This is a genomic window from Brucella tritici (assembly GCF_008932285.1).
Lineage (GTDB): Bacteria > Pseudomonadota > Alphaproteobacteria > Rhizobiales > Rhizobiaceae > Brucella > Brucella tritici.
This window is the reverse complement of the sequence record NZ_WBVY01000004.1, coordinates 87,839-106,156: the sequence shown is the minus strand read 5'-3', so window position 1 is coordinate 106,156 and position 18,318 is coordinate 87,839. Positions and strand designations below refer to the sequence as shown.

Genomic DNA, 18,318 nt, shown 5'->3' with positions numbered 1-18,318 from the left:
AGCAATCTTCCATATTTTTCCGTGGCAGAGACGTAATGAAATTTTGTTTGCCGGGCTTGGCAGGAAATCTGTTGTGCCGGGCTGATACCCGCATCGGAGGAGAGCCAGAATGGATTTCACGCTGACACGCCGTCAGACATTGATGGGACTTGGTGCATTGGGCATCAGCACGGCTTTCGGCTCCCCTGCCCGCGCCGCGCCGCGCAATCTGGCGGTGCTCCATCTGGCGAGCCATGCGCCGAGCTATATTGCGCATGAGCGTGGCTATTTCAAAGATGCCGGTCTCGATATCGAGTTGAAGTTCTTTGAAGCCGCCCAGCCCATGGCCGTTGCCATCGCATCGGGCGACGCCGATTTCGGCGTGACGGCAATGAGCGGCGGACTTATCAGCCTGGCTGACAAAGGTGCGATCAAGGTGATTGGCGGTGCGCTTGCCGAAGAAAAAGGCATTACCGGCAATGTTATTCTGGCCTCCAACAAGGCCTATGAAGGCGGGCTGACGGAACCGTCCAAGCTGGCGGGACACAGCTTTGGCATCACCACGGCAGGATCGTCATTCCATTTCATGGCGCACAAGATCGCCAAGGCCAACAATATTCCACTTTCTGAAATCCAGCTCCGCCCGTTGCAGAAACTCGGTGCCATAGTTGGCGCTCTGTCAACCGGTCAGATCGATTCCTGGGCCATCCAGCCCAATATCGCCAAGAAGCTCATTCGTGAGGGCGCCGCAAAGCAGATCGGCCTCGTCTCAGACTATGCGCCGGATTATCAGGTCACGACAGCATTCACGTCTACCAGGAATGCGAGCGACGAGCGCGCCATGACTGAAGCCTTCGTCAAAGCCTATTCCAAGGCTATCGATGACTATAATGCGGCCTTTGTCGACAACACGGCAGACGACGCGGCGCGCGACGACATCGCAAAGATCGTGCACAAATATGTCGAAAGCGATAGCCCGTTCGAGACGGCAAAACAAAACCTGATCGATGGCGCTATGCGCATCAACAAGGGGCTGGCCCTGTCGCTGAATAGCTGCGTGGAGCAGCTCGACTGGTTCCGCTCCGAAGGTATGGTCAAGGAAGCGGTCACACAGGAAAAGCTGTTCGACACATCCTACGTCAAGACAATTTGAGACTGGCCAAGGCTGGCTGAAACTGAACATTCAGTGCCCGACAGGTTTTGTCGGGCACAAAGCCCGAAGACAGGCATTCCAAACCGGGATGCGCGTCAAAACAAAGAGATAGAGCGCCGACCTGACCCAATCAGATCGAAACGCACTCTAACGTTGAAGGGCGGACTTTCCGACTGGAGTTGAAATGGATCTGCAACTGAAAAACATCAGCCATTCCTATGGTCCGGTCGAAGTTCTCAAAGATATATCGCTCACCATCCCGCAAGGGCAGATTGTCTGCCTGATCGGCCCTTCGGGCTGCGGAAAGTCCACGCTTCTGCGTTTTCTGGGTGGCCTTGAAAAGCCATCTTCGGGCGAAGTGCTGCAGGTAGGTTCGCCGCCGAAGGATTCACTCAATCCCCTCACCTATGTTTTCCAGCACTTCGCGCTGCTGCCATGGCGCAGCGTGGAAGGAAATATAAAGCTGGTGCTGGAGGATCATGATCTTGGCCGGGCGGAAATGGACAGGATCGTAACCAATGTTCTGGAGCGCACCCGGCTCTCGGATTTCCGACAGGCATTGCCGAAGCAGCTTTCGGGTGGCATGCGCCAGCGCGTGGCGATTGCACGCGCCTTGTCGGTGCGCCCCGCCGTCATGCTGATGGATGAGCCCTTGTCGGCGCTCGATAGCCAGACGCGGGAATTGCTGATGGACGACCTGATTGCGCTGTGGACGCGCCAGCCATTTACCTCCGTTTATGTCACGCACAATCTCAACGAGGCGGTGCGGCTCGGTCATCGGGTGGTGGTACTGTCGCGAAGGCCGGGACGGATCAGGGAAATTGTCGATATCGATATTCCCCTTTCCGAACGTCATCTTGGCGACCCCGTTCTTGAAGAAAAACAGAAGCAACTCTGGGAGCTGATGCGGGCGGAAGCGCAGGCGGCAGATCAGGAGCTGGTCAATGGTTGAGGTCGCAGAAATGAAGCAGTCCAGCCCGGATGTTCGCCCGGTTCCTTTCCGGGGTGGCGGTTTCGCGCCCCAGCCGGTGCGCCATATGGCCCTGATCCTGTTCGTGGCACTGCTGGCTCTCGCGGAAATTGGAACCCGCAGCGGCTTCATATCCAATCTGACATTGCCGCGCCCTTCCGCGGTACTCGAAACTTTCGTCCAGCTCTGGCAGACCGGCCTTCTGTGGCAACATCTGCTGCCATCGCTGCGGCGGCTTGTCGTCGGTGCAAGCCTTGGCATAGCGGTCGGTGTCGGTCTCGGGGTGATGATCGGCTTGTTCAGCTATGTCCGCGCCGGCCTGGTGCCGCTCGTCGCCGCCCTCTTCCCGATCCCCAAGATCGCGCTTCTGCCGCTTTTCGTGATCTGGTTCGGTATCGACGAAATGTCGAAATATATGCTCATTGCCTTTGGCACCTTTACGCCCACCGTCGTCGCCACTTACGGCGCGGTCGATAATGTGGATCGTTCGCTTGTGCGCATGGGCCAGAGCTTCGGTCTCGGATGGTGGTCGATCGTGCGCAAGATCATCCTGCCCGGAGCCTTTCCGGCGATCCTGTCCGGGTTGCGGGTGTCAATCTCCATCGCCATCATTCTGCTGGTCGCAGCCGAAATGCTCGGCGCCCAGTTTGGCGTTGGTTCCTATATCCTTGAAGCCGGGTCGCTCTACGACCTTGAAAAGCTGTTTGCCGGGGTCACAATCCTGTCGGTGATGGGACTGATCGTCAATTTCATCATCGGACAGATCGAGAAACGCTTCCTGACCTGGCGCGGCTGATCGCAATAATATTTCGTATAGACTTATTTTTGTCGATAGTTTGAAATGCGCTGTCCGCTTTTCGTTGCATGTTCTTGCCGGGACGTTATACGAAGGGACTCTATCGCAAATTTTTGCGTCTCGCTTTAGACGGATAAGGTCACGCATCTTGTCTGTTCCCCCATTCATGAGGCGCTACCCGAAAAGGAGCGGAAATATGAGCCGTTATGGCAAAGCACATCGCCTGTTCACGGGATGTGACGAGCGATGAGCGCCGAACCAAGCCGTATTCAGCCGGAAGAAACACACAAGACAGCAATTGCGCTCAAGGATGTGCAGATTTCGTTCAAGCTGGCCGATGGCGGTCGCTTCGATGCTGTCGCCGAAAGCAATCTGGAAGTTGCTGAAAACGAATTCGTGGCGATTGTCGGTCCGACGGGCTGCGGAAAATCCACATTGCTCAATGCCGTTGCCGGGCTTCTCGTGCCAGCCAGCGGTACTGTCGAAATCAGCGGCCAGCGGCTGCAGGGTCTCAATCGCAAGGCAGGTTATCTCTTCCAGCAGGATGCTCTCATGCCCTGGAAGACCGTGCTGGACAATGTCTCCATCGGACTGGAAATCGCTGGCACGCCAAAGGCCAGGGCGCGCGAACAGGCTCGTGAATGGCTTGGTCGCGTCGGGCTTGCAAGTTTCGGTGACCGTTATCCGCATATGCTGTCGGGTGGACAGCGCAAGCGCGTTGGTCTTGCGCAGGTGCTGATCCGCAATCCGAAATATCTCCTGATGGATGAACCCTTCGGCCCGCTTGATGCGCAGACGCGCGTTATCATGGGTGACCTTCTGCTGGACCTGTGGTCGCAGGACAAGAAGGCGGTCATGTTCGTGACCCACGATCTGGAGGAGGCTATCGCGCTGGCGGATCGCGTCGTCATCATGTCTGCCGGGCCGCGTGCCCGCATCATGGCGGAATATAAAATTCCCCTCGCCCGCCCGCGCGAGATTTCCGAAATTCGCCTCGACGACAAGTTTCACGAAATTCATCGCGAAATATGGAGTGCGCTCAAGGAAGAGGTTCTCAAGGGCTATCAGCAGACGAGTGGGGAAAAGAAATGAAAAAGCCTATGCTGTTTCTGGCGCAGCTCAGCGTGGCTGTCGTCGTTATTCTGGTCTGGCACATCTTCACCGCCACCCATCTGCTGGGCAATCCGGCCAAGGCGAAGTTCTTCTTCGCAACGCCGGGCGATGTGGCCGTGCGCATCTACAAATGGTTCTCCGACGGAACGATCTGGTATCACCTCGGCATCACGCTGCTTGAAGCCATGCTGGCCTTTGCCATTGGCTCAATCGGTGGTGTTCTCATCGGGTTCTGGTTCGCCCGCAAGCCCCTCCTTGCAGCAATCTTCGATCCTTATGTGAAAGCGGCCAACTCGCTGCCGCGTGTCGTGCTGGCGCCGATCTTCGCTTTGTGGCTGGGCCTCGGCATCTGGTCGAAGGTGGCGCTCGGCGTCTCGCTGGTCTTTTTCATCGTCTTCTTCAACGTCTATCAGGGCGTGAAGGAAGTGAACCAGACGGTACTCGCCAATGCGCGTATGCTGGGCATGAACGAGCGCCAGCTCCTGCGAAATGTCTATCTGCCATCGGCGCTGTCCTGGATGTTCTCAAGCCTGCATACGGCTGTCGGCTTTGCGGTCGTTGGCGCGGTCGTCGGGGAATATCTCGGCTCATCGGCAGGTCTCGGCTACCTGATCCATCAGGCTGAGGGCGTGTTCGACGTTACCGGCGTCTTTGCCGGCATGCTGGTGCTGACGGCATTCGTTCTGGTCATCGACTGGGGCGTGTCCATCGTCGAAGAACGCCTGCTTGTCTGGCGTCCAAAAGCTGCCGGACACAATGATTAAGAGTATTCAAGGAGGAAACCATGACGACAACGCGTAGAGATATTTTGCTGGGCGCCGCCGCCTTCGGGCTTGCGGGTATCGCCTCGCGCCTGCCTGCCTATGCGCAGGATGCATCTGCGACGCCGGAAAAGCCGGAGCTGATGTTCGGTGTTGGCGGTAAGCCGCTCTTCTATTACCTTCCCCTCACCATTGCCGAGCGCAAGGGCTTCTTCGAGGAAGAAGGCATCAAGGCGACCATCAATGATTTCGGTGGCGGCGCAAAGTCCTTGCAGGCGCTGATCGGCGGTTCGGTCGATGTGGTGACCGGTGCATACGAACACACCATTCGCATGCAGAACAAGGGACAGGACATCAAGGCCGTCTGCGAACTTGGCCGCTTTCCGGGCATCTGCATCGGCGTGCGCAAGGATCTCGCCGGCGAGATCAAGACGATTGCCGATCTCAAGGGCCAGAATGTCGGCGTCACGGCGCCCGGCTCTTCGACCTCGCTTTTGCTGCAATATGCGCTCATCAAGAACGGCCTCTCCGAAGACGCTGCTTCGATCATCGGTGTCGGCGGTGGCGCAAGTGCTGTCGCAGCCATCAAGAAGGGCGAAATCGCCGCCCTCGTCCATCTCGACCCGGTTATCACGCGACTGGAAGTGGATGGCGACATCACGTTGCTACTCGATACACGCACCGAAGAAGGCACGCGCCAGCTTTTCGGTGGCACCAATCCGGCCGCGACCGTTTATGTGCAGCAGAGCTTCATCGATGCAAATCCGGTTACCACGCAGCGGGTCGTCAATGCTTTCGTCAAGTCGCTGAACTGGATTCACAAGGCTTCGGCCGATGAAGTGGCAGATGCCGTGCCGGAAGAATATCTGCTCGGCGACCGCGAGCTTTACAAGACCGGTTTCGAGAAGTCCCGCGCCATGTATTCCGAAAAGGGCCTGATTGCGGAAGACGGCTTCAAGAGCCTGTTCGAGATGCTGAAGGCGCTCGATCCGGAACTGGCAAGTGCGGATATCTCATTTGCGCAAACCTTCGATCCGCGCTTTGTGGAAGCCGCAAAGGTATAACCCGCTTTGGGCAGGGTCATTCCCTGCCCTTTGCATCTTCTTTATCAAAAGTTCAAAAGCGGCTCTTGGCAAAGCGCTCCTGCAGCCATTGGGCGGCTGGCCCCTGCCGTCGCCGCTTGTTCCAGATTAGCTCAAGCGCGACCGGATGCGCACCTTCATCGAACTGCAGTTTCGGAATGACAAGCTCCGGCGCCAGCGGCGAATCCTGCAAGATATGTTCGGGAATGAACGCCCAGCCGATCCCTCGCGTGAGGATTTGCAGGATGACCCAGTGGCTTTCCACCCACCAGACCTCGGCACCGACCCGCAGACGGCGGCTTTCAGCCGTATCGCTATGCTTTCGGGCCATGATCTGGCGAAACGACCTCAAATCTTCCCAACTGACCGCATTATGCGCCAGCGGATGCTCGCGCCCGCAGACCAGCACGAGAGGCACCCAGCCGATGGTATGGAAGCCAAGCTCATCCGGCATCTGCTCGGCGCGCCACATGACGCCAAGGTCTGCCTTTCCTTCCAGCACAAGCCCGCTTATCGCGGTTGAGGGTGGGAAGGTCAGCTCAAGCTCGACGTGCGGAAACTCCTGCGCAAAGGCTGCAAACAGCGTCGCGATGGCCGGTTCGGGGTAAAGCTCGTCGATTGCGACTACAAGACGGCTTTCTACATGATCGCCGAAATTTCTGGCGACGGAAATCAGATGTTCGCGCCTTGCAAGCAGCAACCGCGCTTCCGGCAACAGCCTTGCGCCCGCCTCTGTCAACACCGGATTGCGGGATGCACGGCTGAACAGCTTGACGTCGAGATCATCTTCCAGCGAGGAAACCAGCACGCTGACCGCAGACTGCGCCTTGCGCAAATATCGCGCGGCGGCGGAGAATGATCCGTGATCCGCAGAGGCCACAAAGGCCTCGAGCTGCTCCAGTTCGATACTCATCTATCGCAAATCCAGATAATATCTAACTTTTCTTATTGGCATAATAAGATAGAAGCACGCGCATTAACAACAGGGATTAAAGGAAATGCGCAGTTTTATGGACCGTGTCCGCCACGCAACGATGTTTGAAATCATCGGTCTGGCGATCTTCATACCCGGTTCCGCCTTCATTCTGGACAAGCCTGCAGCAGAGATGGGCGTCATCGGGGTTGTTTCGGCAACCACCGCAACCGTGTGGAATTTTCTGTTCAATCTGGGCTTTGACAAGGCGATGCTGCGCTTCACCGGTAGCGTCAACAAGAGCATGGCCGTCCGGGTTCTTCACGCAATCCTCTTCGAAGCAGGATTGATCGTGCTTCTGATCCCGTTCATCGCCTGGTATCTGGGAATTTCGCTGATTACCGCTCTCGTGATGGATATAGCGATTGTCGTCTTCTATCTGGTCTATGCGTTCGTGTTCAACATCGCATATGACAGACTGTTCCCGCTGCCTCTCGGGCATATGGCCAAAACGGCCTGACACTTCGCTCTGGAGCATAAGCCGATCTGATCCAATCAGATCGGCGCTCTAATGATACAGCCACACAGGGCGAATTTTGGAACGGGCTCTCAACAAGGGGCGCGGCGCTTGCGCAGGTTTGCCTGCCGTTGCTCCCAGGCGATGAGCAGCAGGCTTGCCAGCACGATCAGGAATGCACCGGCAAATACATTTGCTGCCGGAACTTCCGCCCAGATGAGATAGCCGTAGATAAAGGCCCAGATCAGCCCGCTATATTCTACGGGCGCCAGCGCCGAGGCGGGTGCGTGGCGAAACCCTTCATAAAGAAGGAACTGGCCAAGGGTTGATACAAGCCCCAGACAGATCATCAGAAGCCAGCCGTTGAGATCAGGGTCCTGCCATGTCCACGGAAAGGACAGTGCACAGGCCAGACCGAACAACAGGCTGGTCGCATACATCTGTGTCATCGTGGTTTCGCTGCGGCTGACAAGCCGGATCAGGATCGTGCTCCATGCCCAGCAGAAACCCGCCACGATACACATGGCGGCGGGAATAAGATTGGGCGAATGGGTCGGGTTCGCAGCAACCGTTACGCCGATGAAACCGATGGCGCAAGCGATCCATCTTCCCGGTCCGATCTTCTCCTTGAGGACGAGGATCGACAGGAACATGACCATGATCGGTGCTGAGAAATAAAGCGTGGTCAGTTCTGCAAGCTCCAGATGGCGGGCTGCATTGTAGAACAGCAGCCACGCGCCAAGCATAAGTGCTGCGCGCAGAACGACGGTGTTGCGATAAGGGCTTCGGAAAATCGATGGATGACGGCGATAACGTATCAGCACGCCGGTAATGAGCACGATCACCAGACTGCGCATGAACAATATCTGCGGCACCTGATAGATCGCCACGAGCCATTTTACCATCGCGTCCTGAAGGGCGAAACAAGAGTAACCGCCGCAAGCAAGAGCAATGCCCGCGAGCGGTCTTGAACTAACTGACCCGGTGTCCATGGATTCCTCGATCCGGCCCAAGAATCCCCGCTGCGGAAAGGGCCACGAACGTTGAATTTGCAGGACTGGAGCGCGTAAGCAAGAGGCTGATATATGACGACTGCAGACGAGAGCGCCTATGTAGCCGGAATGCAACAAATTGGGAGGCTAAAACACCAGGGATCGATGCGCCGCAGTTCCTGCCGTCACGCCATCAGCCACAGACCAGGCGACGCTGTGCGCGCCGCGAGTAATATCGCCTGCTGCAAAAATTCCGGGAACCGTTGTCGTCTTCAGCCCGTCTGTCTGTATCGTTCTGCCGAGCGGCAGTTCATCCATTGCGCAGCCGAACGTGTCGGCAATCTGGCTGTTCAGCCGATTGCGTGGTCCGATGTAAAGCGCATTGAGTGGGACCAGTCGCCCATCTTCAAGCTCGACCTCTGAAATGTCGCCCCCCTCGCCGTGCAATGCACTGACTAGGCTGTGTTCGATCGTCACGCCGCGCCGTTCCAGTTCTGCGAATGTCTCTGCATCCGGTTCCAGTCCCTTATCGATGAAGAAAGTTGTCGGTCCCCATTCCGCGATCAGCATGGCCTGATGCACCGACATTGGCGACATATTGAGAACACCAAGCTGCCGGTCGCTGAATTCATAGCCGTGGCAATAGGGACAATGAATGACGGTATTTCCCCATCGCTCCGCGAGGCCGGGAATATCCGGCAGCTCATCCGATATGCCGAAAGCAAGGATCAGTCTGCGTCCCTCAACGACCTCCCCGCTATCGAGTTCGATCGTAAAATTGTCGGTTTCGCCACTACCGGAAACGGCTTTGCCTTGCGTAAAGGTCACGGTCGGATAGGCTTCGACCTGTGCCTTCGCCGTTTCCAGCATGGAGAGCGGGTTGCTGCCGTCCTGCGCAAAGAAACCATGCGAATGTTCGGCAAAACGGTTGCGCGGTTTTCCGGCGTCGATCACGCGGACAGATCGTCTGCCGCGCGCCAGATAGGTTGCCGCAGACAAGCCAGCGAAGCTGCCGCCGATAATGATTGCATCATGATGCATGATTGCTCTCCAGATCGAATGTTACGCCGCGCTCCAGTGCGCGCTGATGAAAATCTGCGCTCAGCATGGCAAGCGTGACCTCGCCAAAACGCTCCAGAAGAAGGTTCTCGGCGTCGCTAAATGCCTTGCTGAGTGAAGCATTGACTGCCTGCTCCACCAGACAGCCTGGCATTTCCGTGCGGTTGCCCATGGCGAGAAGCGCCGGTTCCCCGATGGCTTCGTAAATGTCACGCAGGGTAACCTTGTTGAGGTCGCAGGCTATTTCCCAACCGCCGCCATGTCCCTTTTCCGAGCGAACATAGCCCTGCTCGCGCAGACCGCCCATGACACGTCTCACGACGACCGGATTGGTGGTCATGGCTTTGGCAAGAACCTCAGACGTGACCGGTCCTTTATGTTCCGCCATGTGAAGAAGGACGTGCAGAACGCCCGATAATTTGCTGTCTCTTTTCATGTAACAATAGATGTTACGAGAATCAGCAAATGTCAACACAGCCGGTGAAAAACACCGGGTCAGATAAATGTGATCATTACGAAGTGGTTTGGATTATCTATAGATTTCAGGCTTGTAACGGCTGCCGAGACGGTAGCGGTTACCGGCGTAGATCAGCTTGTTGACGGTCGCCACCGTCTCGCCTGTCCATGTCCGGCGATCCAGAAGCACACAGGCAGCCCCATCGTCGAGACGCAACAGGCGGGCAATTTCTGCGTCTGGTGTGATTGCCGAAATGACCTGCTCAACCTCGGTCATCGGGGTACTTTTCTGGAGATAGTCGTATGTCGTGATAGCCCGAAAATCCTGCAACTCGTAGTGCTGCACGAGGCTTGTATTGACGAACCGCTCCTCAAGCTGCACCGGCACATCGTTTTCGAGATGCACGATCAGCGAATGGGCGATGGGAATGCTCTTGCGCAGCTCGAACGCATTGAGCAGACCGGGCGTCGGCTCGATGATTTCGAGGGTGACGACCTCGGCGCTGTGCTGTCCGCCCCGCGCCTTGATTTCATTGGCGATGTTGACGACTTCGATCAGCGTCGTTTCCGGCTTTGGCGGTGCAACGAAAGTGCCAACGCCCTGAATGCGCTTCAATATGCCCTGATCGGTCAGTTCGCGCAGGGCCCGGTTGACGGTCATGCGTGAAATGCCGAGCGCATCCACCAGCTCATGTTCTGAAGGCAGGCGGTGATTGCCGGGCCAGCGACCGGAGCGGATGTTGTCCAGCACCTGCGCCTTGACCTTCTCATAGAGCGGCCCGGCGGTTTCGGGCAGTTCAATGCCGGCGGTATGATGGGGTTCCGATTTGTCGCCAGCACCCATGGGTCACATTCCTGTCCGTAAGATCGTTTTCAAGCCGTTCGCCTCACCGGCTATCAGCCGGGCATAGGCGGCCGGAACCTCATCGAGCGAGATTTCCCGGTCGACAAGCTGTAACAGCGGCGCCTCAATATCCGGCAGAAGTTTTGCAATTTCATGCAGTTCGTCCTGATAGGCATGACAGCCGATCAGGCTTATCTCCCGCTCGACCAGACTATTCGGATCAAGCTCGATCTTGCCATGGGATATACCGACCAGTGCCAGCGAGCCGCCGCCGGAAAGCACGTTGAGCGTTGCCCTGAGGACGCTGATATTGCCGGTGGCATCAATGGCGTAGCGGATTGGCCGGCCATCAAGTGCAGCTTCAATTGCCGACTTGTCGAGCGGTACCTTGATTGCGCCGGTGACAGTCGAAACAAGCTCGGCGCGCTGGTCGTTGCGGTCGCAGACCAGTATAGGACCGTCATGCAGGCGGGAGAGAAGAAGCGCTGCAAGCCCGCCGATTGGCCCGCAACCCACAACGAGAACCGCTTCGCCCGACGGCACGCGCTGCTTGCGGATCGCGTGTAGCGCCACCGAAAGCGGCTCGCCCATGGCGGCGACCACCGGGTTGATGGCCGGATCGTAATGAACGAGGAGCCGGGCGGGAAGTGCTGTCTCCTCGGCAAAACCGCCATCGCAGACTTCACCGATGAACCCCAACGTTTCGCAGACATTGTGCCTGCCGCTTTTGCAGGACGGGCATTCGCCGCACCAGTAGCGGGAGTCCGCGATCACCGTATCGCCGGGTTTGAAGCCGGTCACGCCAGCACCGATCTCCGTCACTACACCTGCAAATTCATGGCCTGCGACCGAAGGCGAACGGCTGATCCACTGCCCGGTCATGAAATTATGGAGATCGGAGCCGCAGATACCGGCGGCCGACACTTTCAGCCGGACCCAGCCCGGCTCCAGATGCGTCGGCGGGTCGATTGTCTCGACCCGCAAATCCTTCGTCGCATAGAGCCGCACAGCCTTCATCGTCAGCCTCCCCGGCTCTTTCTAGAGGTAATCCTTGCGGATTTCCGACACGGCGTTCTCGTGTGAGGAGAACCCTTCGTAACGCGCCAGTGTGCGGGCATGTTTTGCAAATTCCGGATAGGCGGATGCCGTCACATAGCCGATGGACGAACGCTTGACGAAATCCGTAACCGAAAGCGGACCATAGGTGCGCGCCCAGCGGCTGGTCGGCAGCACGGCGTTCGGACCAAGGCCGAAATTGCCGATGACGACCGGCGTATGTGGTCCCATCAGGATTTCGGCAGCTTCGGTGATGTGGCCGAGATGCGCAAACGGATCGGTTGAAAGAAGCTCCAGATGTTCCGGCGCGTAATCATTGATGAACTGGTAGCTTTCTTCAACCGACGACGTCAGGACGATGCCGCCATATTTGCCGGTAAGCACGGTTTTGGAGAAGCCGACGCGCTGTTCGGTCATGCGCGCCCAATGGTCCGGCAATGCAGCCAGCGCTTCTTCCGCCACGCGGCGGCTATGTGTGACGAGCCATGCCGACGAATCCGGGCCATGTTCCGCCTCGATCAGGAGGTCGAGTGCCACAAGCCCGCCCTTCACCGTGTCGTCGGCGAAAATGACAGCTTCGGAAGGTCCCGCAGGCAGGCCGGGATCGATGACGCCGCCGAGCAGGCGCTTGGCAGCAACCACCCATGGGCTGCCGGGGCCGACGATCTTGAGCGCCGGTTTCACTGTTTCCGTGCCATAGGCGACGGCAGCGACTGCCTGCGCGCCGCCGACCTTGTAGACGGTTTCCACACCGGCAAGGCGTGCTGCAACGAGCGTTGCGGCATCGACGGAACCATCCGGCGTCGGCGGAGTGACGATGGCAAGATCAGGCACGCCAGCAACCACAGCCGGAACTGCGGTCATCATGGTGACGGACGGAAACGCCCCCTTGCCGCGCGGAATATAGAGCGCGACGGAACGGATCGGCGTGAAACGGTCGCCCGCAAAGGCACCGGGACGCATTTCCTTCAGCCACATGGCCTCCGGCTTCTGTTCCTCATGGAAATGGCGAATATTATCGATGCCGAACTGGATGGCCTCGATCACGTCCTTTTCCACCTTGTCGAAAGCGGCATCGAACTCGGCTTCCGTCGCCTTGATATTGGCCGGATCGACTTCAGCCTTGTCGAGATCGCGCGCAAAGCGGACAAGCGCCGCGTCGCCTTCTGTGCGAACGGCTTCGATGATCGGCTTCACCTTTTCAATAAAACCGGACAGGTCGGTTTCCGAGCGCTTGAGAAGTTCGGCGCGCGCTGCGTCGTCCAGTTTAGCCAGTTCGTGAAAAGAAACATCGGACATGATCGGCTCCTTGCTGGTTGCGGTGGTGGCGCAACCCGTCATTTCGATTTGAGGAAGATGTCGAGCCCGACCAGCCGGTCGAGCAGGAAGATGGCGGCAGCGGCACAGGCGATGAACACGACGGAGATGGCCGCAAGGTCGGGCGTGATGATTGACCGGATTGAATTATAAATCTGCACCGGCAGCGTCACGATGCGCGCGTCGACCAGAAGCAGGCTGACCAGAAATTCGTTCAGCGCCAAAATGAACATCAGAAGCGAGCCGCTGATGACGCCCGGCACGACGACCGGCAGTGTGACGAAGAAGAAAGTCGAGATTGGCCCTGCCCCGCAATTGGCGGCGGCAAGTTCCAGATCGGCATCGAGATTGGCGGCACTTGCGGTCACCGCCCAGATCATGAAAGGCAGATTGATGACGCAGGCTGCAATCCCTACCGGCCAGAGCTGGCCCAGAATGCCAGCCTGACCGAAGATCAGCATGAGACCGATGCCAGAACCGATCAGCGGAATGGTAAAGGGCAGCAGCAGATAAATCTGGATTGTCTTTTCAAACCGCACGGCATATTTCGCCAGCGCTATACCAGCGAGCGTTCCGACCGGAATGGCGACGATAGTGCAGATGAAGGAGACGTAGAGCGAGCGCAGAAATGCATCCCAGAGGTCGCTCGTTCCGGCGATCTTCTGATACCATTTCAGCGAGAACCCTTCCGGCGGAAAGGTAATCATGTTGCCGGACGTGAAGGAGGCTCCAAGCACCACAATGGTCGGTGCGGAAAGCAGCACCAGAACGGCGATAACAAACGTCCATATGACGATGGATTTTGACAGTGGCGAGGTCATTTGCGCGCCCTCCCCATGGCAAGCGTGCCAGCCCCGAACAGCGTGAACACGATCCCGACGAGGATGGAACCGACGCCGACCAGAAGCAGCGCAAGCGTTGCGCCCAGTCCCTGATCGGATGTGCGGAAGAACTGGTCATAGATCGCATTGGCGATGAAATCCTGCGATCCGCCGCCCAGAATGGCCGGTACGGCAAAATCAGTGAGCGACAGCGTCATCACCACCAGTCCCGCGCCGATCAGGCCCGGGCGGGCCATGGGCAGGACAACATGGGCGAAGGTCCGCAGCCAGTTTGCACCCAGCGAGCTTGCCGCCGCTTCCATTTCTTCCGGAATGGCGGTCAGCGCCGGTGCAAGCATCAGCACGGCGAATGGCAGCATATACTGGATGAGGCCGAACAGAACCGCCGGATAATTATAGAGCAGCCGCATGGGCGCGATGCCGACAAAGCCAAGCGCCTCGTTGACCATGCCCTGATTACCGAGAATGATGAGCCAGCCATAGGCGCGCACGACCTGACCGATGAAGAAGGGCAGGAACAGCGCGATCAGCAGGAATTTGCGCAATGCAGCCGATGGCGTGCGCACCATGAGATAGGCATAGGGAAATGCCAGAAGAAGCGTGAATGCGGTCACGACGAGCGAGCCGAACAGGCTGCGCCATGCCACGGTTGCAAAGAGGCTTTCCGTCAGCGCGCGCTTGTAATTGGCGAGCGTGTAATAGTCCGACATCAGGAATGTCGAGGTGTCGAGCGTGCGCAGGCTGGTATCCGCGATCTGGATCAGGCCAAGCACCAGCAGCCCGACCAGAACAATCGCCGGAAGCAGCATCAGATAAGGCACGGCGCGATTGAACCGCGCGGGCCATAAAAAGGCTGCGATTGCTTCCAGCGCGTCCATGATGCGCCATGTCATGGGATAGGCAGTGCGTGCCGCTCGCATGTTTCAATTCCTGAATGTTTGTCCGAAATGTTTGCCCGAAGATGCCGGGCACACGGATCGCCCTATCGGGCGACCCGTCTTGTTTTTCAAGGAGCTGGATCAGCCCTGCATGATGGCCTTGAACTTCGAGAACCATTCGCTCTCGTTTTCCACCTGCACCTTTGCCGAAATACGGATGAGGTGTTTGAAATCCTCGTCCTTGGTCGGATAGGCCGGATCGTTCACCAGATCGGCGGGCGGGGTCAGGCCCGGCACGACGCCCGGCAGACCAAGGCCGTCGAGCCAGACCTGCTGCGCATCCTTGGTAAGCGCGAAGTTGATATATTCCTTGGCCCAATAAAGCTCGTTTTCCGGCAGGCCCTTTGGAATCCAAAGGCCGTCTGTGTCGAACTTCGCGCCCTCTTCCGGAACGGTCCAGTCGATCTTGACGCCGTTCTTCTGGGCTTCGCGCGCATTGGTGGAAATGGTGCAGGCCAGATCGATTTCACCCTTCTGGAACCAGGTGGTGAAATCCGGGTCTTCGCCGAGAAGCGGTTGCTGCTGCTTCACCTTGGTGATGAAATCCCATGCGGGCTGCATATTGCCCGGAATGTCTTCCAGCTTGCCGCCACCGGCAACCTGCGCCGGGAAGTGGAAGCCGATGCCATCATTATAGAGCGCAATGCGTCCCTTGAACTTCGGATCGAGCAGAGCGTGCCACGACTTCGGCGGGCCATCAGGGAAGGCTTCCGGACGATAGGCCAGCACATAGACATAGCCATATGTGTTGACGATCGGATAGCCGTCGAGACCAACCGGCTTGGCAAGATCGGTCGTGTTCTTGAGATTGGACAGGTCCGACAGGTCTTCCGTCACGCCACGCAATGCCGATTTGGTCGCATTGGTGGTCGTATCCCAGTTGACGTGGATCGGCGGAACACGCTTTTGCGCGACCGCAGCCCAGAGCTTCGGCTGGATTTCGTTGTCTTCCGTCAGGTCGTGACGGATGGAAATGCCGGTCTTGGCGGTAAAGGGATCGGATACGCCAGCTTTCAGCGCGTCCACCCAGCTACCACCCCAGGCGCGCACGATCAGTTCCTTCGGCTTGGCCGGTTCTTCAGCAAATGCGCGCGACAGGCCGAGCGATGTCGTGCCGGCTGCGGCGGCAAAAGCACCTGCGCTCTGCAGGAAGCGGCGGCGGTCGAGTATCAGAAAAGGCTTCTTCAGATTGCTCATTTTGTTTCTCCTCTGGAGTTTCCCCGTAACGTTTCAGTTCATGCGGCAAAGACGATGAGATCGCGGGCGTTCCAGCCAAGATGCACGGTTTCACCCTCTGCAAACTGGCTATGGCCGATGGGATCGTGGTCGAAGACGCGCATCAATACGTTTCCCAAGGCAGGAACCCGCAATTCATAGACGATGCGTTCGCCCTCGAAGATCGCATCCGTAACAATGCCTTCAAGCACGGTATCGAGTTCCGCATGCGCTGCGGCGCTGCCGCCGATGCGGATCTGTTCGGCGCGGATTGCGCACGAGACATTTGCGTTGGCGGCAACCGGTCCGCGCCCCTCGCCTGCCATGCCTACCAGAGCCATTCCTGCATCGACCCGCACGAGATTGCCGTCGAGCGACGATGCCTTGCCGGCAATGAAATTGGTGACGCCGATGAAGTTCGCCACAAAGGCGTTGGACGGGTTGCGATAGGTCTCGGATGGCTGCGCCATCTGCTGGATTTCACCGCCATCCATGACGATGATTTCGTCAGATACGACGAGCGCTTCGCGCTGGTCATGGGTGACATTGATGGTCGTGACGCCGAGTTCCCGCTGGATACGGCGGAATTCGAGCTGCATTTCCTCGCGCAGCTTGCGGTCGAGGGCCGCCAGAGGTTCGTCGAGCAGAAGCAGGTCCGGTTCGAAAACGAGCGCGCGCGCGATGGCCACGCGCTGCTGCTGGCCACCGGAAAGCTCGTGCACGCGCCGTCCGCCGAGGCCGTTCAGACGAACGAGGTCGAGATAGCGTTCCACCCGCTCAGGGATCGAACGCGCATCGAAGCGGCGCATTTTCAGCGGAAACGCGACGTTTTCGGCTGCCGTCATATGCGGGAAAAGTGCGAGCTTCTGGAAAACCATGCCGATGGAGCGCTTGTGCGGCGGCACGGCGCTGACAGCTTCATCGTTGATGAATATTTCACCGATGCTCGGTTTCTGGAAACCGGCGATGAGGCGGAGAAGCGTCGTCTTGCCGGAGCCGGATGGCCCGAGAATGGTCAGAAAACGGCCCTTGGCGAGATCGAAAGATGCCGCACGCACGGCATGGAAGCCGTTATAGATCATGCTGACATTGTTGACCGATACGGCAGCCGGTCCGTTGGAGACTTTACGGCCAGTTCCGGTTTCGGTTGTATTCATCGTTGTTTCCCATTTCAGTCAAAGTACCGGAAGGTGCTTTATGAAGTTATTTCAATCCTGTTTCGCAATCTGCTGATGTTTCCCTTGAGAATATCAGATTGATGCGAGATAGCCGCCGTCGATGGGGATCACCTGCCCCGTGACATAGGACGATGCGGCGCTTGCCAGAAACACCACGGCGCCCGCAACATCTTCCATAGCGCCGAAACGGCCCTGTGGAATCTTGCCCAGCATTGTCTTTTGCCAGTCGTCGTTCTCGTAAAACACATCCGTCATGGCAGTGCGGAAATAGCCCGGCGCAATGCCGTTGACGCGGATGCCGGAAGGCGCCCATTCGGTGGCCAAAGCGTGGGTCATGCCCATGAGACCGGATTTGGAAGAACCATAAGGAGCGGCGGTTGGCACACCGACATAGGAGGTCAGCGAGCACAGATTGATGATCGCTCCACCCTTCCCGCTCTCTGTCATGTGGCGGGCGGCGGCCTGCGCGCAAAAGAACGCGCCTTTGAGGTTGGTCGCCACGATGCGATCCCAGAGCGCTTCGTCCACATCGAGCGAGGGACGGATTTCTTCATAACCTGCATTGTTGACGAGAATATCGAGGCCGCCGAGAGCACCTTTCGCTTGCGCGACAGCGGCTCCACAGGCCGCGACGTCGCGCACATCGAGAGAAAGAGTTGCCGAGGTGCGGCCATGGGCGGCGATACGGGATGCCGTTTCGGAGAGGTCGTCGGACTTGCGCGCTGTAATGGCAACATCGGCACCAGCCGAGGCGAGTGCTTCGGCAATAGCCTGTCCCAGTCCCCGGCTGGCACCGGTAACCAGCGCTTTACGCCCGCTAAGGTCGAAAAGCGATAAAACCTGCATCATGTTCCCCTGCGGACCTTTGGCAAAACAATATTCTTGCCCGAACTTCTACTTGTTCTGGCTCTAATGTTTAGCAATTTTTTGTGGTCTCCCCAGCATAGGACCATCTTTTTTATAAGTTGTCTATACATATATATACAAAATTGGATTTTAGTCTTAGAACTTCTCTTCTAATGATGCTTATCAAGTGATGTTGGGCACCTGAAGCGACCTCTCATGGCGCCGGAAAAATGCGGCTATCCGGGTTGATTCGGCCCAGGTTTTTACCGGCCCCGCGCCTATCTCGGGTTT

At 57.7% G+C, this 18,318-nt stretch carries 19 protein-coding genes; 7 read left to right on the top strand and 12 right to left on the bottom strand.

Going from position 1 to position 18,318, the window contains the following annotated elements; all coding sequences use genetic code 11:
- The first annotated feature begins 109 nt into the window (after window positions 1–109).
- The 6 genes from F9K94_RS14900 (at window position 110) to F9K94_RS14870 (ending at window position 5,836) form a co-directional block, all read left to right on the top strand.
- Window positions 110–1,132 (top strand): ABC transporter substrate-binding protein, encoded by a 1,023-nt coding sequence (locus tag F9K94_RS14900; RefSeq protein ID WP_151646558.1) that lies wholly within the window; start codon window positions 110–112, stop codon window positions 1,130–1,132.
- Window positions 1,133–1,316: 184 nt separating this feature from the next.
- Window positions 1,317–2,084, top strand: a complete 768-nt coding sequence (locus tag F9K94_RS14895) for an ABC transporter ATP-binding protein (protein WP_151646556.1) — start codon at window positions 1,317–1,319, stop codon at window positions 2,082–2,084.
- Entirely contained in the window at window positions 2,077–2,898 is an 822-nt protein-coding gene (locus F9K94_RS14890) for an ABC transporter permease (RefSeq protein ID WP_151646554.1), read from the top strand. The genes F9K94_RS14895 and F9K94_RS14890 overlap by 8 nt, the downstream gene beginning before the upstream one ends.
- 246 nt (window positions 2,899–3,144) lie before the next feature.
- A complete protein-coding gene (locus F9K94_RS14880) occupies window positions 3,145–3,990 on the top strand; it encodes an ABC transporter ATP-binding protein (RefSeq protein WP_151646552.1) in 846 nt (281 codons plus the stop codon).
- A complete protein-coding gene (locus F9K94_RS14875) occupies window positions 3,987–4,775 on the top strand; it encodes an ABC transporter permease (RefSeq protein ID WP_151646550.1) in 789 nt (262 codons plus the stop codon). The genes F9K94_RS14880 and F9K94_RS14875 overlap by 4 nt, the downstream gene beginning before the upstream one ends.
- 20 nt (window positions 4,776–4,795) lie before the next feature.
- Window positions 4,796–5,836, top strand: a complete 1,041-nt coding sequence (locus tag F9K94_RS14870; RefSeq protein WP_151646548.1) for an ABC transporter substrate-binding protein — start codon at window positions 4,796–4,798, stop codon at window positions 5,834–5,836.
- A gap of 52 nt (window positions 5,837–5,888) precedes the next feature.
- Here the strand turns inward: F9K94_RS14870 and F9K94_RS14865 are convergent, their stop codons facing one another.
- Window positions 5,889–6,767 (bottom strand): LysR family transcriptional regulator, encoded by an 879-nt coding sequence (locus F9K94_RS14865; RefSeq protein ID WP_061345328.1) that lies wholly within the window; start codon window positions 6,765–6,767, stop codon window positions 5,889–5,891.
- A gap of 85 nt (window positions 6,768–6,852) precedes the next feature.
- On the opposite strand from F9K94_RS14865, the gene F9K94_RS14860 reads away from it, so the two are divergent.
- Window positions 6,853–7,287 (top strand): PACE efflux transporter, encoded by a 435-nt coding sequence (locus F9K94_RS14860; RefSeq protein WP_061345327.1) that lies wholly within the window; start codon window positions 6,853–6,855, stop codon window positions 7,285–7,287.
- Between the two features lie 89 nt (window positions 7,288–7,376).
- On the opposite strand, the gene F9K94_RS14855 is transcribed toward F9K94_RS14860, so the two are convergent.
- The 11 genes from F9K94_RS14855 to F9K94_RS14805 form a co-directional block, all read right to left on the bottom strand.
- Window positions 7,377–8,276, bottom strand: coding sequence for a DMT family transporter (locus F9K94_RS14855; RefSeq protein ID WP_151646546.1), 900 nt, complete (start codon window positions 8,274–8,276; stop codon window positions 7,377–7,379).
- A 147-nt stretch (window positions 8,277–8,423) separates the two neighbouring features.
- Entirely contained in the window at window positions 8,424–9,317 is an 894-nt protein-coding gene (locus F9K94_RS14850) for an NAD(P)/FAD-dependent oxidoreductase (protein WP_151646544.1), read from the bottom strand.
- Entirely contained in the window at window positions 9,307–9,771 is a 465-nt protein-coding gene (locus F9K94_RS14845; protein ID WP_061345324.1) for an Rrf2 family transcriptional regulator, read from the bottom strand. Before F9K94_RS14845 ends, F9K94_RS14850 begins: the two co-directional genes overlap by 11 nt.
- 93 nt (window positions 9,772–9,864) lie before the next feature.
- Window positions 9,865–10,635 (bottom strand): histidine utilization repressor, encoded by a 771-nt coding sequence (hutC, locus tag F9K94_RS14840; protein WP_061345323.1) that lies wholly within the window; start codon window positions 10,633–10,635, stop codon window positions 9,865–9,867.
- Window positions 10,636–10,638: 3 nt separating this feature from the next.
- The gene (locus tag F9K94_RS14835; protein WP_151646542.1) at window positions 10,639–11,652 is read right to left on the bottom strand and encodes a zinc-dependent alcohol dehydrogenase; all 1,014 of its coding nucleotides are present in this window, start codon (window positions 11,650–11,652) and stop codon (window positions 10,639–10,641) included.
- A gap of 21 nt (window positions 11,653–11,673) precedes the next feature.
- Window positions 11,674–12,990 carry a histidinol dehydrogenase gene (hisD, locus tag F9K94_RS14830; RefSeq protein WP_151646540.1) on the bottom strand — a complete coding sequence of 439 codons (1,317 nt, stop codon included), beginning with the start codon at window positions 12,988–12,990 and terminating at the stop codon, window positions 11,674–11,676.
- 38 nt (window positions 12,991–13,028) lie between these two features.
- Window positions 13,029–13,829: an ABC transporter permease gene (locus F9K94_RS14825; RefSeq protein WP_006468850.1), complete on the bottom strand. Its 801-nt coding sequence runs from the start codon at window positions 13,827–13,829 to the stop codon at window positions 13,029–13,031.
- Window positions 13,826–14,770 (bottom strand): ABC transporter permease, encoded by a 945-nt coding sequence (locus tag F9K94_RS14820; protein ID WP_151556918.1) that lies wholly within the window; start codon window positions 14,768–14,770, stop codon window positions 13,826–13,828. Before F9K94_RS14820 ends, F9K94_RS14825 begins: the two co-directional genes overlap by 4 nt.
- Before the next feature lie 99 nt (window positions 14,771–14,869).
- Complete coding sequence (locus F9K94_RS14815; protein ID WP_151646538.1) at window positions 14,870–15,985, bottom strand: ABC transporter substrate-binding protein; 1,116 nt, start codon at window positions 15,983–15,985, stop codon at window positions 14,870–14,872.
- Between the two features lie 38 nt (window positions 15,986–16,023).
- A complete protein-coding gene (locus tag F9K94_RS14810; RefSeq protein ID WP_061345319.1) occupies window positions 16,024–17,160 on the bottom strand; it encodes an ABC transporter ATP-binding protein in 1,137 nt (378 codons plus the stop codon).
- 93 nt (window positions 17,161–17,253) lie between these two features.
- Window positions 17,254–18,027: an SDR family NAD(P)-dependent oxidoreductase gene (locus F9K94_RS14805; protein WP_151647672.1), complete on the bottom strand. Its 774-nt coding sequence runs from the start codon at window positions 18,025–18,027 to the stop codon at window positions 17,254–17,256.
- Window positions 18,028–18,318 lie beyond the last annotated feature (291 nt).